This is a genomic window from Terribacillus sp. JSM ZJ617 (assembly GCF_044383785.1).
In the GTDB taxonomy this organism is placed as follows: Bacteria; Bacillota; Bacilli; order Bacillales; family Amphibacillaceae; genus Terribacillus.
This window is the reverse complement of sequence record NZ_JBISEQ010000002.1, coordinates 453,757-467,498: the sequence shown is the minus strand read 5'-3', so window position 1 is coordinate 467,498 and position 13,742 is coordinate 453,757. Positions and strand designations below refer to the sequence as shown.

At 44.6% G+C, this 13,742-nt stretch carries 13 protein-coding genes and 1 other RNA gene; all 14 read left to right on the top strand.

What is annotated here, in order from left to right; all coding sequences use genetic code 11:
- Window positions 1-117 precede the first annotated feature (117 nt).
- Window positions 118-1,641 carry a phytoene desaturase family protein gene (locus ACH6C1_RS08525; protein WP_374076342.1) on the top strand — a complete coding sequence of 508 codons (1,524 nt, stop codon included), beginning with the start codon at window positions 118-120 and terminating at the stop codon, window positions 1,639-1,641.
- Window positions 1,638-3,119, top strand: a complete 1,482-nt coding sequence (locus ACH6C1_RS08520; RefSeq protein WP_374076340.1) for a phytoene desaturase family protein — start codon at window positions 1,638-1,640, stop codon at window positions 3,117-3,119. Before ACH6C1_RS08525 ends, ACH6C1_RS08520 begins: the two co-directional genes overlap by 4 nt.
- Entirely contained in the window at window positions 3,088-3,942 is an 855-nt protein-coding gene (locus tag ACH6C1_RS08515) for a phytoene/squalene synthase family protein (RefSeq protein WP_366249802.1), read from the top strand. The genes ACH6C1_RS08520 and ACH6C1_RS08515 overlap by 32 nt, the downstream gene beginning before the upstream one ends.
- The gene (locus ACH6C1_RS08510; protein WP_374076338.1) at window positions 3,939-4,670 is read left to right on the top strand and encodes a carotenoid biosynthesis protein; all 732 of its coding nucleotides are present in this window, start codon (window positions 3,939-3,941) and stop codon (window positions 4,668-4,670) included. Before ACH6C1_RS08515 ends, ACH6C1_RS08510 begins: the two co-directional genes overlap by 4 nt.
- Complete coding sequence (locus ACH6C1_RS08505) at window positions 4,636-5,298, top strand: lysophospholipid acyltransferase family protein (RefSeq protein ID WP_374076336.1); 663 nt, start codon at window positions 4,636-4,638, stop codon at window positions 5,296-5,298. The genes ACH6C1_RS08510 and ACH6C1_RS08505 overlap by 35 nt, the downstream gene beginning before the upstream one ends.
- A 14-nt stretch (window positions 5,299-5,312) precedes the next feature.
- Window positions 5,313-6,434: a glycosyltransferase family 2 protein gene (locus tag ACH6C1_RS08500; RefSeq protein ID WP_374076334.1), complete on the top strand. Its 1,122-nt coding sequence runs from the start codon at window positions 5,313-5,315 to the stop codon at window positions 6,432-6,434.
- The gene (locus tag ACH6C1_RS08495; protein WP_374076332.1) at window positions 6,431-7,900 is read left to right on the top strand and encodes a phytoene desaturase family protein; all 1,470 of its coding nucleotides are present in this window, start codon (window positions 6,431-6,433) and stop codon (window positions 7,898-7,900) included. Before ACH6C1_RS08500 ends, ACH6C1_RS08495 begins: the two co-directional genes overlap by 4 nt.
- Before the next feature lie 23 nt (window positions 7,901-7,923).
- Window positions 7,924-8,964: a type 2 isopentenyl-diphosphate Delta-isomerase gene (gene fni, locus ACH6C1_RS08490; RefSeq protein ID WP_374076329.1), complete on the top strand. Its 1,041-nt coding sequence runs from the start codon at window positions 7,924-7,926 to the stop codon at window positions 8,962-8,964.
- Window positions 8,965-9,044: 80 nt separating this feature from the next.
- Complete coding sequence (locus tag ACH6C1_RS08485) at window positions 9,045-9,470, top strand: CotD family spore coat protein (RefSeq protein ID WP_366249796.1); 426 nt, start codon at window positions 9,045-9,047, stop codon at window positions 9,468-9,470.
- Window positions 9,471-9,550: 80 nt separating this feature from the next.
- Window positions 9,551-10,120: an SLOG family protein gene (locus ACH6C1_RS08480; protein ID WP_374076327.1), complete on the top strand. Its 570-nt coding sequence runs from the start codon at window positions 9,551-9,553 to the stop codon at window positions 10,118-10,120.
- A gap of 75 nt (window positions 10,121-10,195) precedes the next feature.
- Window positions 10,196-10,570 (top strand): cell division regulator GpsB, encoded by a 375-nt coding sequence (gpsB, locus tag ACH6C1_RS08475; protein ID WP_095222700.1) that lies wholly within the window; start codon window positions 10,196-10,198, stop codon window positions 10,568-10,570.
- 62 nt (window positions 10,571-10,632) lie between these two features.
- An RNA gene (gene rnpB / locus ACH6C1_RS08470) (RNase P RNA component class B) lies at window positions 10,633-11,006 on the top strand.
- 94 nt (window positions 11,007-11,100) lie between these two features.
- The gene (locus ACH6C1_RS08465; protein ID WP_095222812.1) at window positions 11,101-12,234 is read left to right on the top strand and encodes a THUMP domain-containing class I SAM-dependent RNA methyltransferase; all 1,134 of its coding nucleotides are present in this window, start codon (window positions 11,101-11,103) and stop codon (window positions 12,232-12,234) included.
- Window positions 12,235-12,251: 17 nt separating this feature from the next.
- Window positions 12,252-13,742, top strand: a complete 1,491-nt coding sequence (locus ACH6C1_RS08460; RefSeq protein ID WP_374076324.1) for a carboxypeptidase M32 — start codon at window positions 12,252-12,254, stop codon at window positions 13,740-13,742.

Sequence of the window (13,742 nt, the reverse complement as noted above, 5' to 3'; positions counted from 1 at the left end):
TTCAAGGACTCAAAGTGTTTTTACACTTTGGGTCCTTTTTTATTTTATTTATCGTTCGATAGGTTTCTTCATAAGGCGAACAGGGTAAAGGGGACTATTGGAATGGAGGTCTGACCGTTGACTAAGAAAAAAGTAGCAGTTATCGGAGCTGGTCCTGGGGGTCTGACAGCTGGGATGCTGCTTGCAGCCAAAGGGTATAACGTAGAAATATATGAGAAAAATGATGTGATTGGCGGCCGGACTTCACGTTTGAAGCAAGGCGAGTTCCAATTTGATCTTGGTGCGACCTTCTTCATGATGCCTCAGCTTCTGGAGGAGCTTTTCGAGGAAGCGGGTCGAAATCTTCACGATTATGTCCAGCTGCATCGACTAGATCCATTATATACGCTACGGTTTGGGGACGTCACTTTTACACCCCGAGTCGACAGACAAGATATGCTGGATGAAATCGAACGGGTCTTTCCTGGCGAAAGCGAAGGTTTCATTCACTTCATGGAAAAAGAAGGGGAGAAGTTTGACCGAGTGGAAAAACTTCTGCGCCGTCCTTTCGTACATAAACGCACGTATCTGACTAAGGATGTGCTGCATGCGCTGCCGAAACTGGATATGTTTCAGACAGTATATAGTAAGCTTTCTACCTATTTTAATGATGAACGACTAAAATATGCTTTTACCTTCCAGGCAAAATACTTAGGAATGTCACCTTGGAAGTGTCCTGGCACATTCACGATACTATCTTATCTTGAGCATAAGTTCGGTTTGTACCATCCCATAGGTGGCGTAAATCGAATTTGTGAAGCGATGCGGCAGGTGATTGAGGAGTACGGAGGCATTGTCCATACCGGAAAACCTGTTGCTCAAGTTCTTACAGAAGGCAAACAGGCCACAGGTATTCGTCTGGAAGATGGTCATGTCGTTCATGCTGACGAAGTAATTATCAATGCGGATTACAGTTATAGCATGCAGCATTTATTTGATGGTAGGTGGAAGAAGAAATTCCGGAAGAAAACGGAGAATAAAAAATATTCCTGCTCAACCTTCATGCTTTATCTAGGCTTGAAGCAAGAAGTCGACCTTCCTCATCATATGGTTGTCTTTGCAGATGACTACAAAAAGAATGTAGAAGAGATGACAGAACAGTTCGTTCTTTCAAAGGATCCGTCCGTCTACATTCACTATCCGACGAAACTTGACCCGACAACGGCACCTGCTGGAAAGTCTACAGCTTATTTGCTGATGCCAGTGCCGAATACAGAGGCTGACATTGATTGGAACGAAGCAAGTCCTCGTATACGGCAGAAAATGCTGGATATCCTTGCTCATGAAACCGGTATTGAGAATATAGAGGCTCTGATTGAAACAGAGCATTGCATTACCCCGTCAGATTGGGAAGCGATGAATATTAAGCATGGAGCAGTATTTAATCTTGCTCATTCACTTGATCAAATGATGTACAACCGACCTCATAATCAAGTGAAAGAGCTATCCCATTGTTACCTTGTTGGTGGGGGAACGCATCCTGGCAGCGGACTGCCAACCATTTTTCAGTCAGCAAAGATCAGTGCCGATCTAGTGGAGAAGAATAATGGAGCGAAAACTTATCAAATGATAAATTCCCCTCGGAAGAAGGTGACGATGTGAAAACGGCAATTATCGGTGCAGGTATCGGTGGGCTAACAACTGCACTGCTTCTGGAAAGACAGGGACATGAGGTAACGATCTTTGAACAGCAGTCGAATCCCGGTGGGCGTATGCAGTACGAAACTGACGGCATGTTCCGAATCGACCAAGGTCCGACAATTGTCCTTCTGCCCGATATGATTCGCAGTGTATTGGAGTCATGCGCTATTCCTCAGAAGGATCTTGAGCTGATTAAATGTGATCCGCTTTACCGGATTCATTACGCGGATGGTACTGCGTATACAAAATATGCCGATTCTGCAAAGCAGAAAGAAGAATTACTGGAGAAGTTTCCAAATTCTGCGCTACAATTTGATCAATTTATGCGCGATATGAAAAACGTATACCGGTTTGGGGTGAGTCAATTTTTGGAGCGGGGCTTTTCGAACAGGTTACGTTTCTTTACGACAAGCAACCTGCGTTTCCTTTATAAATCAAAAGCTTACCGTAATGTTCATTCTTTTATCAGTGATTATTTCACCGAACCGAAGCTGCAAGATGCTTATGCACTCCAATCCTTGTATATAGGAGGTTCTCCTTATACGACTCCTGCAATTTATGGCCTTATTTCTTATAGCGAGCATGAGCACGGTATCTGGTATATGAAAGGAGGCTATGCGGGACTGATCGAAACGTTGGTTTCTTATTGTGAAAAACGCGGTGTCACTATTCAGTACAATTCGAAAGTGGAAAAAATCCGGAAGAATGGGAAACGAGTAAGCGGTATCGAGATGGACGGAGTATACCAGCCTTTTGATAATGTAGTGTTCAACGGTGACTTTCCTGCCATTCATTCTTTACTTGATGATAATAAAGCAAAAAAGAAAAAGCAACCTGCTGCCTCCAATGGCTGCCTGCTCATTTATGCAGGTACCAATCGAAAATGGGAAGAGCTGCAAACACATCAATTTGTGCTACCTGAACAGTTCCAGCTAAATATGAAAGCTATTTTTGAGTCCAGGACTATCCCAGATGACCCGTCCTTTTATGTATTCAATCCGGGTTCAATAGATCCGTCATGTGCTCCTGCCGGAAAATCGACATTATATTTCCTAATCCCAGTTCCATCCGGCGACCATATCAATTGGGATCAGCAGCAAGACTTACTCGTTGAACGTGTTCTTCACAAAGCAGAGCAGACGCTGCTGCCAGGATTGTTGGGATCAATTGAATGGCTGAAGGTAAGGACCCCGGCCGATGCAAGTCAAGCTGGTCTGTATCAAGGAGGGAGCTTTGGAATAGCTCCGAATCTGCTTCAATCAGGAGGCTTCCGCCCGCAGAACAAACCATTCGGTATTGAAGGACTTTATGCTGTCGGCGCTTCTGTCCATCCAGGCGGAGGTGTACCGATCGTCATGCAAGGAGCGAAGAATTTAAGTGACCTAATAAAGAGTGAGGTGGGAGACTATGCTCAAGAAACCGTACGCAAAAGCGTGTGAGAAGGCGATGAAGCAGCACTCCGCGAGCTTTTATCAAGCTTTTCGCGAGCTTCCTTCTCCGCGTAAGGAAGCTGTTTTTGTTATTTATACTTTCTGCCGGATGATTGATGACAGCATGGATGAACCTGAAAACAGCGCTTATACGCTGGACGAGCTGGAGTGGAACTTTCACCATCTCAGCCAAGCGGAAGGGCATTTTATCTGGCCTTCCCTTCGCTGGCTGTTCGACACTTTTCCTAATCTGGAACCAGCGCCGTTCTTCACCCAGATAAAGGGTCAGCGCATGGATGAGGAGCATACGCATTACAAAACATTTGAACAGCTGGAAAACTATTGCTACCACGTAGCCGGATCTGTCGGCGAAATGCTGCTGCCGGTATTGCATGATTACCCGTCAGAGCAAATTGTTCAAGCAGGAATCAAGCTTGGTAAGGCAATGCAAATTGTCAATATCCTGCGGGATATCGGAGAGGACTTGGAGCGCGGTCGACGATATGTTCCGCTGTCTATCATGTCAGCCTATGACTATACAGAAGAAGCGTTTTATGCCCAGGAACTATCGTTTTCGTTCAATCAGGTGATTGATGACTTGATAACTACTGCTGACAATTGGTTTGAAGAGGGTCTGGAAGGTTTGAATACGTATCCCGAATCGAGTGCATTTGCAATCACATTGGCAAGCAGCTATTATGCAGCAATCATGGATGCAATCAAGGAAAATGATTATGATGTATTCCATAAGCGTGCATATGTACCGCAGTCACGTAAACTAGCACTTTACAAAGCTGCCAAAAAGGCGAGGAAAAAGGAATCGATTACATGATGTATCGTATCTTTGCTGTTTGGCTGTTTATAGGACTGGTGCTTCTTTTATTCTGGGAGCTGCCGGAATGGCTCTACTTTGCAAATAGTATTTTTATGATTCTTTATATGGCATCCGTTCTGGCAGAAAGCAAAGCATATTTCTTCCATAACACGAAAAAGATCAAAACGACCGCTGTTCTGTTAATCATCGGTGTTACTACACTGCTCATTGAAGCACTAAGTGTTTATACAGGATTTCCGTTCGGCGATTACGGATATACGACCATGCTCGGGTATCATGTGTTGGGAGTACCCTTTACAATCGCCATTGCCTGGGTTGGTTTTATCGTTAACAGCACTATGATCAGTACACAGCAAAATAAGTGGCTGCGGGCTTTGGAAACTGGTATATGGGTTGTATTCATTGATTTAATACTTGATCCTGTCGCATTAGCTTGGGACTTTTGGCAATGGGATAATGGCGGTTTTTATTATGGGATTCCGGCAACGAATTTTATTACATGGTTTTTCCTGGCTGCTATTCTGTCATTAGTGCTTCCATTGCAAAGGGGAGTGAAGCCGTCAGTTCAGTCGTATCGATTATTGGAATTGATGTTCCTGTTTTTCGGTCTGCTGGCTCTGAAGAAAGGTTTCATCCTTGTTGCTTGTCTGGCCATTCTGTTCATTCTTGTTACAGAAGGGAGGAGAGTGTTTGATTCAAGCAGAAAAAAAGCGATGGTTCATTAAACTTTTCGCTGCTTATCAACGGTATTATTTGCTTCCTCGTAACTTTGAACGTGTTGAAGCAACTGGACATGTCCAGACACCAGAAGTACCCGCCATTTATATTGCAAATCACAGTTCTTGGTGGGATGGACTGTTAATCTTCCAGGTTGCGGAAAATCATTTGAGAGGCGATCATTATATGCTGATGGCCCAAGAAGGACTGGAAAATTATCGCTTCTTTCGCAAGCTCGGTGCTTTCTCCATTAACAAAACAAGAATTCGCGATGTTGTCGCTTCCCTTCAATATGCAACACAGCTGCTGGAAGCGGGCAGCTGCGTTTGGCTGTTTCCCCAGGGTCAGATTTTGCATCAAGACCAGCGACCATATCTTTTTGGGACGGGAATAGGTTATTTGCTGCATCAGAAGCAGGTACCGGTTGTCCCGGTTACTTTACATTATCATTTCGGGGAAGAAAAGAAGCCCATTGCTTCCTTGCACTTCGGTAGAGCGATTCAGGAGAACTGGGAAAGCATGACACGTTCCAGTGTCAGTATGTATTTATCTAAACTACTGGAAGAACAAGCAGACGAGCATAAACAGACGATCATCGGGGGGCTGCGTATGGAGTCCCAGGAACAGATCAGCTAGGAAGGGGATGCGTTATGCTTGTACTATTATTAATAATCAACTTCCTGCTTCTACTTCAGCTGATTTGGGTGCTGTATAACAGCACCGCTTTTCCGAAAAGCTTCACGCAAAGAAGTCCTGCGGTCAAGCCATTGAGCATACTGATACCCGCACGAAATGAAGCAGATAACATTGGACAGTTACTTGAGAGTCTGATACCGCAACAGGACTACATAAAAGAAATTCTTGTATTGGATGATCAGTCAACGGATGGAACAGCTACTATTGTGCAGCAATTCCAGCTTAAGCTAAAGAACTTGAAACTAATTCAAGGCAAGGAGCTGCCTTCCGGCTGGACAGGTAAAAACTATGCTTGTCATCAATTGGGGCAATATGCGGAAGGGGATTGGCTGCTGTTTCTCGATGCGGATGTGACAGTGGAGAAAAGTGGACTTCTGCTGCTTCAGCCATATCTTGACGGTCGTTATCATATGATATCTGCTTTTCCGAGGCAGCGTGTTCATACTTTTCTTGAACGCATGCTTGTACCATTCATGGTTTTCCTCGTCATTTGCCACTTACCAATTCGACAAGTAACGAAAACCCAAGATCCTAAATTCACTGCAGCTCACGGTGCGTTCATTTGTATTCACAAGGAAAGTTATCAGAATGCTGGCGGTCATGCTGCTATCAAATCTGCCATAGTGGATGATATGGAACTTATGCGTCTGATGAAACGGTCTCAGTTTCCAGTTGCTTTGTTGCGCGGTGAAAAATTCGCCAGTATGCGAATGTACGAGGCTAACCGTTCTGTGTGGCTCGGATTCCGTAAAAATATTTTCACAGGGACGGGAAGCAATATATTCCTTACTTTATTTATATGTGTGTTATATGCACTGATATATGTTGTACCGACAGTTTGCTTTGTTTCTGCTCTATTGTTTGACGCTACGCAAACGACGCTCGCAGCAGCTTTGGCTTATATGATCGGAGCTATCATTAAATTTATCATTGATTTTCAAGCTAAGACAAGCTGGTATACATTCTTTCTCTACCCAATTGCATGTACCTGTTTTATTTTGCTAGCTATGGATGCAGTAAGGATTCATAAACAAAAAGAGGGATACGAATGGAAAGGCAGGAGATATTACGAATGAAACGTGCTATCATCATCGGGAGCGGATTAGGTGGTTTAACGACCAGTATATATCTTGCTCATGCTGGTTGGAATGTAAGAATACTTGAAAAGAATAAAACACTTGGCGGCAAGCTTCAACAGGTTAACCAGGAGGGTTTCCATTTTGATTTAGGACCAAGCACAATCACGCTAAAGCACATTTTCGAACAAGTATTCCATGATACAGGACGGGACAGCCGAGATTATTTGTCCTTCTACCCAATCACACCAATTGGGAAGAATTTTTTTCCTGATGGGAGTATTGTCGAGCTGACCGCAGACGTCGAGAAGATGCAGGAACAGCTTGCCGTCTATAGTAAGGCTGACGCAAGGGCTTATCCTGCTTTTCTTGCCGAAAGCAAGAGGCTGTTTCAAATTTCTGAGAGGGCATTTCTTCATAAACCTCTATTTCTACTGAAGGAAAAACTGCAGCCGGAGCTTTTGCGCAATTTTGCTAAAATTCGCCCGATACAATCGTTTCAATCTTTATTAAAACAATACTTCCGGCATCCGAATACATTACGTCTGTTCGGCAGATATGCGACATATGTCGGGTCCTCTCCTAATCAAGCACCATCCATCTTTGCCATGCTGGCATTCCTGGAAGCGGGGGAAGGAGTGTATGGCATTAAAGGCGGCACATACAAACTCGTGGAAGCATTTGAAAAGCTGGCTGTGGAATTAGGTGTTCACATTGAAAAAGAAACCGACGTGACCAGTATACAGACAAGCCGAGGCACCGTGACAGGGGTTACGACTACCAAAGGTGACTATGCTTGTGATACGCTTATCGGAAACGGAGATGCCCTAAGCTTGTACAGCGGACTATTGGATGAGTCTGAGCGGCCGCATTTCCCTGATCATAAAATAAAGAAGTTCGAACCTTCCTTGTCGGGCTTTACGATGCTATTAGGTGTTAAAAAGTGCTACGCTGCATTAGCTCATCATAATGTTTTCTTTCCTTCCGATTATGAGAAAGAATTTTCTTCGATCTTTAAGAAGAAGCAGTATGTCGAAGAGCCAACACTTTATATTTGTTTTTCGGGAGCAAGTGAACCCCAACTGGCACCTGCCAATATGAGCAATTTGTTCATTCTTGCAAATGCACCATATCTTACTGGCATGAACCAGCTGCAAGAGAAAGAATGGTATAAAAAACAGCTTATCCGGCAGCTTGAAGAGAAGGGTCTGATTGCTTTATCGGAAAGTATAATCTTTGAAGAGCTCCAGACACCAGCTGATTTAGCGGTGCGGACTCGCGCTTTTCGGGGGGCTATCTATGGGATGAGTTCGAACAAATTCCAGCAAGCCTTTTTCCGGATACCGAATAAAGATACTCATATTAAAGGTCTTTGGTTTGCTGGTGGTTCGACACATCCTGGAGGCGGTACACCAATGGTCACTTTGAGCGGGAAATTGACAGCACAAGCAATATTACAGGGATAGGTTTTGAGCCAGGGGGAAACAGGATGAAAGAAAGATCAATACATAACCGTAAGGATGAACATATACATATTACGTTGAATGAACAAGTGCAAGGAAAAGGAATTTCAACCGGATTTGAATCTTACCGATTCGAGCATCAAGCTCTTCCTGAAATCAGCTTCAATACTATTGATACTAGCACCACATTTCTTCGAAAACAGGTGAAAGTACCTTTTCTGATCAGCAGTATGACCGGCGGCACGCCCCGTGCACATGAGATAAACCGGAATTTAGCAAGAGCTGCTGAAGAAAAAGGCTGGGCATTAGGGCTTGGTTCCAGTCGAGTGGCGCTGGAAAATAAGACAGCTGCTGAGAGTTTTCAGCTGCGGGAAGAAGCGCCGACCATTCCGATCTTCGCAAATATCGGTGCTGTCCAGCTGAATTACGGCTATGGACCTGAGGAATGCAGTCAAATCGTAAGTTTGACAGGTGCAGATGCTATCGTGCTCCATCTTAATAGCATGCAGGAAATTTTCCAAGATGAAGGGGATACAGACTTCAGCGGTCTTCTGCTAAAAATCGCAAGAGTGGCTGATACATTATCTGTACCAGTCGGCATCAAGGAAGTGGGCTTTGGGATCGCTCCTGATACATGCAGCCTGCTGATTGAATCAGGCGTACAATTCATTGATACAGCGGGAGCAGGAGGGACTTCTTGGATCGAAGTGGAGAAATATCGTTCTCAGAATCCAATAAAGCAAAGAGCTGCGTCAGCATTTCTTGATTGGGGTCTTCCGACGGCTACATGCATCGAGCAGCTGAGCAGATTGCCAAAAGCCCCTGACTGCCTGATTGCAAGCGGAGGAATCACGACTGGCGTTGATGCAGCTAAAGCGATAGCTTTAGGAGCTGATATGGCAGGCTACGGTCGTTCCATCTTACCAGAAGCTGTGGATTCGAAAGAGGCACTGCTGGAACGATTCGAGCAGCTGGAACTTGAGCTTAGGATCAGCATGTTCGGAATCGGGGCTCAAAACTTGGAGTCATTAAGAAATACGGACAGGTTAATCAGTCGAAACGCCTGAAATATAGGTTTTTGTCATAGTACATGTTCTTTCGCCCTTTCATATGTTATAGAGAATCCAATACAGAAAGGGGAAAGAACATGCGTAAAAGACATTGCTGTCCTCCTCCGCGCCCAGTACATTGTGGTCCAGTGCACTGCGGAACGAAGACTATTGTCGATCCTGTCATCAACAATGTACAACACACTTACTCTGAAGAGGTAATTGAGCATATACACCCAGTTCATACTACAGTGGTGAACCATCATAAGGTGAAGAACGTCCATATGTATCCGCATACGACTTCTTTTGCCAATGAAAAATCGATGGAGCAGACACATCTCAGCCCTACTCATAATAGTCCGCCAAGACCGAACCCTTGTCATGACTGTGGTCCAATGCCGATGCCAGCACCTATGCCAATGCCGCAGCAGGTTAGCCCGCAAATGTACCAGCCGCAGCCGCAACCTCAGCAGCAGCCGCAAATGGCACCGAAACCTAAACCAACTCAGAAAAAGTGGTACTAATAGCCGTATTAGAGCTGGCGTCAGCCAGCTCTTTTATGTTTAGATAGAAACAGTGAAAAGAAGAGGAGCGCATGTCCCAGATGAAGAATTTATATGTGACTGGATACAAGCACTACGAAATGGGAATCTTTAAGATGAGTGATCCTCGTGTGCATTATATCAAGCAAACCATACGGGACAAGCTGATCGGTCTGATTGAAACTGGATTGGAATGGGTGCTTCTGTCCGGCCAGACGGGTGTGGAGCTTTGGGCAGCCCAGGTTGTACTTGATCTGAAGGAAGAGGAATATGATATACAGCTTGCTGTCATCCCGCCTTTTGATAATCAGGACGCACGCTGGTCAGAAGATTTGCAGGAAGAGTACCAGGAACTGATCATGCTTGCTGATTTCTATCAGCCGATATATGAAGGTGATTATAAGGGACCTTACCAATTCAAAGCACGAGATAAATGGATGCTGTCCAAAACGGAGGGTGCACTTGTCATGTATGACGAAAATCAGACAGGCAGTATCGACTTCTTCCTCAAAGAAGCACGCAGCTATCAAGAAGCGCATGATTATGAGCTCTACTATATAACTGCGCTGGATTTGCAGGACACACTTGAGAAGGAACAGATGAATGATCCTACATATTGGGATCAGACATGAGAAGAAAATTGACAATCTCAACTGATTTTGAAAGAATGGACTTATATACAATTGTATAAATGAGGTGACTTGTGTATGGCTTTGGCAAACATCCAACTGACACAAAAAGATATCTTTGAAAAGAATTTTAAAACAGGTATGCGTGGTTATAACCAAGATGAAGTCGATGAGTATTTGGACAAAATCATTCAGGATTACGAAACATTCCAAAAAGAAATCGATCGACTGAAAAGCGAAAACGAACGTCTGAGACAGCAGCAGTCCTCAAACGACACTGTGAGATCAACCAGATCTGTACAGCAGCCGAAAGAACAAGCTCCACAGCCGGCTGCTCCAGTACGTGAGCGAGAGACTCAGACAAATCATCAAGTGAATTATGACATCCTTAAACGTCTGTCCAATTTGGAGAAGGCCGTTTTCGGAAAAAAATTCGCTGAGAATGATGTTTGATGCTGGGCGGTCTTGACTATTGACGTCGAACCGCGTACAATAGGTTAGCAACTTAAAAATGAATGTTTGAGTAATCGCTGCAGTGATGCAGAGGAAAGTCCATGCTCACACAGGCTGAGATGCTTGTAGTGTTCGTGCTTGGCGAATTCATAAGCCAAGGTAGCAGCAATGCTAACGGCAGGCAGAAAGCCTAAGTCTTCGGATATGGCTGACATGTCTTGAAAGTGCCACAGTGACGTAGTCAGCTTGGAAACTTGCTGAGTGGAACGAGGTAAACCCCACGAGTGAGCAACCCAAATGTTGGTAGGGGCACCCTTGATTATGGGAATTCAACCTAAAAAGGGACAAGTGATGAGCTTGTAGATAGATGATTACTGCCGTTGTACGAGGCTGACCACCGCTCGCAGTGCATCGGTACAGAACATGGCTTACAGAACATTCATTTGGTCCACTGTATACAACAAACAGCCCTTTCTAACTGGTTTCAGCTAGAGAGGGCTTTTTAATACATAAAAGCGAGGTTTTACATGATGAAAAGGCAAGTGACCCTGATTGCCACTGCGGCGATGGGATTGGAGTCTGTCGTTGCACGCGAAGTGAAGCAGCTGGGCTATGAAGATGTTCAAGTAGACAATGGCAAAGTAATATTCCAGGCAGATCCGTCCGCCATTGCACGCTGCAATCTGTGGCTGCGGACAGCTGATCGTATCAAAGTTCTTGTTGGGGAATTCAAAGCGACTACTTTTGATGAGCTTTTTGAACAGACGAAGGCATTGCCTTGGGAAACGTACATACAGGAAAATGGAGAATTCCCGGTTATCGGAAAAAGCGTCAAATCGACGTTATATAGCGTCCCGGATTGTCAGCGTATCGTAAAGAAGGCTGTTGTAGAGAGGCTGAAGCAAAAGCACGGTATTGCTTCCTGGCTGGAGGAGTCCGGTCCAAGACACCGGATTGAAGTGGCTATCTTGAAGGATACGGTTAGCCTTACACTGGACACTAGCGGGACGGGCTTGCATAAACGTGGCTATCGCGTCGGGCAAGGCGAAGCTCCTATCAAGGAAACACTCGCAGCCGCAATGGTGCTATTGACGAATTGGCGTCCGGAATTCCCGCTTCACGACCCGTTTTGCGGAAGCGGTACGATTGCTATCGAAGCAGCACTGATAGGGCAGAACATTGCACCTGGATTTAACCGTGAATTTGATGCCGAAAACTGGCATTGGGTGAAATCTGACCTTTGGGAAAAGGCACTGGAAGAAGCCGAGGACTTAGCCAATTATGATCAGGAACTCCATATTTCCGGTTCGGATATCGATCATAAAATGGTGGAAATCGCAAAGGCAAACAGTATTGAGTCAGGCCTTGGGGAATTAGTCAACTGGAGACAGATGCAGGTGGCAGATTGGAATCCGAAGCAGGATAATGGCTACATGATAACGAATCCGCCTTATGGGGAAAGAATGGGAGATCGCCCTGAGGTGGAAAAAGCCTACAAAGAGCTCGGCTCTATCATGAAGGATAACCCTTCATGGAGCGGTTATATCTTGACATCCCATGAAGGTTTCGAAACATTCTACGGCAAGCAGGCAACGAAGAAACGCAAGCTTTTCAATGGTTTTATCAAAACCGACTATTATCAGTATTTCGGTAAACATATCTAAATAAGGGAGCGGATAGTATGTCAGATGCAACACAGCAGTATTGGGACTTGATCAAGGAACAAAAAGCGTATGAAGAAGCAATAGCCCTCATGCATTGGGACTTGCGGACAAAAGCACCGAAAGCTGGTATGGAATATCGGGCTGAAGCGATCAGCTATTTATCACAGCAGTCGCATCGTCTATCCACATCTGACAAACTGAAAGAACTGATAGACGAACTGAAGCCGATCGCAGAGGATGAAATACTGGTCAAATCATTAGCTGAGAGTGAAAAAGAATACGATCGAAACAAGAAAATTCCTGAAGCAGAATTTAAAGCGTATATCATGCTTCAGTCCAAAGCCGAATCTGTTTGGGGAGAAGCAAGGGAAAAAGGTGATTTCAATTTGCTTCAGCCATATCTGGAGGAACTGGTTGCCTACAAAAAGAAATTCGCTTCTTATTGGAATGCTGAACAGCATCCTTATGACGTTCTGCTGGATATGTATGAGCCTGGCGTGACAATGGAGACGCTGGATGAAGTGTTCCCAGCATTGCGTAAAGCCCTTACAAATCTGCTTGAACAAATCAAACAGTCAAAGGTGAAACCAGACACTAGTGTGCTGCAGACACATTTCTCGAAGGATCAGCAAAAAGCTTTTACTATTTCTGTTCTGGAAAAAATGGGCTATGACTTTGAAGCCGGAAGACTGGATGATACAATTCATCCATTTGAAATCACATTGAATCCGAAAGATGTCCGTATCACGACGCGTTATGATGAAGAAGATTTCCGGATGGCTGTCTTCGGTACGATTCATGAAGGCGGTCATGCGCTGTACGAACAGAACATAGCGGAAACATTAGCTTCGACACCTTTAGCGAGCGGAACGAGCATGGGAATTCATGAATCTCAGTCTTTATTCTGGGAAAACTTCGTCGCACGCAGCGAGGCATTCTGGAAAGGCCATTTTGAGGAATTCAAAACTTATGCGCCTGCATCACTGCAGGAGATTGATTTTGAGACATTCTATCAGGCAGTGAATGAGGTAAAAGCTTCATTCATCCGGATTGAGGCAGACGAATTGACGTACGCATTGCATATCATGATCCGTTATGAACTGGAGAAAGCACTATTCAAAGATGAGATCGAGGTGAAAGATCTGCCTGAAATCTGGAACAGTAAAATGGAAGAGTACCTTGGTATTGTGCCAGAAAGCGATTCCCAAGGTGTGCTGCAGGATATTCACTGGTCAGGAGGGGATTTCGGTTATTTCCCTTCATACGCATTAGGTTATATGTACGCAGCGCAGTTCCATGCCAAGATGCAGGAGTCTTTGGATACGGACAGACTGATTGAAAAAGGGGACTTCGCTCCGATCAAAGAATGGTTAACGGAACAAATCCATCAATACGGTAAAGCTAAGAAACCTTTGGAATTGCTGCAGGATGTAACGGGTGAAGGATTGAATGCCAATCATCTTGTAAGCTATCTGACTGAGAAATACAGTAAAATCTATCAATTATAA

What these genes read in the sequence shown, in the direction of transcription:
- ACH6C1_RS08515 (WP_366249802.1), top strand. Translation starts at nt 3,088, where the DNA reads ATGCTCAAGAAACCGTACGCAAAAGCGTGTGAGAAGGCGATGAAGCAG.
- ACH6C1_RS08510 (WP_374076338.1), top strand. Translation starts at nt 3,939, where the DNA reads ATGATGTATCGTATCTTTGCTGTTTGGCTGTTTATAGGACTGGTGCTT.
- ACH6C1_RS08500 (WP_374076334.1), top strand. Translation starts at nt 5,313, where the DNA reads ATGCTTGTACTATTATTAATAATCAACTTCCTGCTTCTACTTCAGCTG.
- ACH6C1_RS08495 (WP_374076332.1), top strand. Translation starts at nt 6,431, where the DNA reads ATGAAACGTGCTATCATCATCGGGAGCGGATTAGGTGGTTTAACGACC.
- fni (WP_374076329.1), top strand. Translation starts at nt 7,924, where the DNA reads ATGAAAGAAAGATCAATACATAACCGTAAGGATGAACATATACATATT.
- ACH6C1_RS08485 (WP_366249796.1), top strand. Translation starts at nt 9,045, where the DNA reads ATGCGTAAAAGACATTGCTGTCCTCCTCCGCGCCCAGTACATTGTGGT.
- ACH6C1_RS08480 (WP_374076327.1), top strand. Translation starts at nt 9,551, where the DNA reads ATGAAGAATTTATATGTGACTGGATACAAGCACTACGAAATGGGAATC.
- gpsB (WP_095222700.1), top strand. Translation starts at nt 10,196, where the DNA reads ATGGCTTTGGCAAACATCCAACTGACACAAAAAGATATCTTTGAAAAG.
- ACH6C1_RS08465 (WP_095222812.1), top strand. Translation starts at nt 11,101, where the DNA reads ATGAAAAGGCAAGTGACCCTGATTGCCACTGCGGCGATGGGATTGGAG.
- ACH6C1_RS08460 (WP_374076324.1), top strand. Translation starts at nt 12,252, where the DNA reads ATGTCAGATGCAACACAGCAGTATTGGGACTTGATCAAGGAACAAAAA.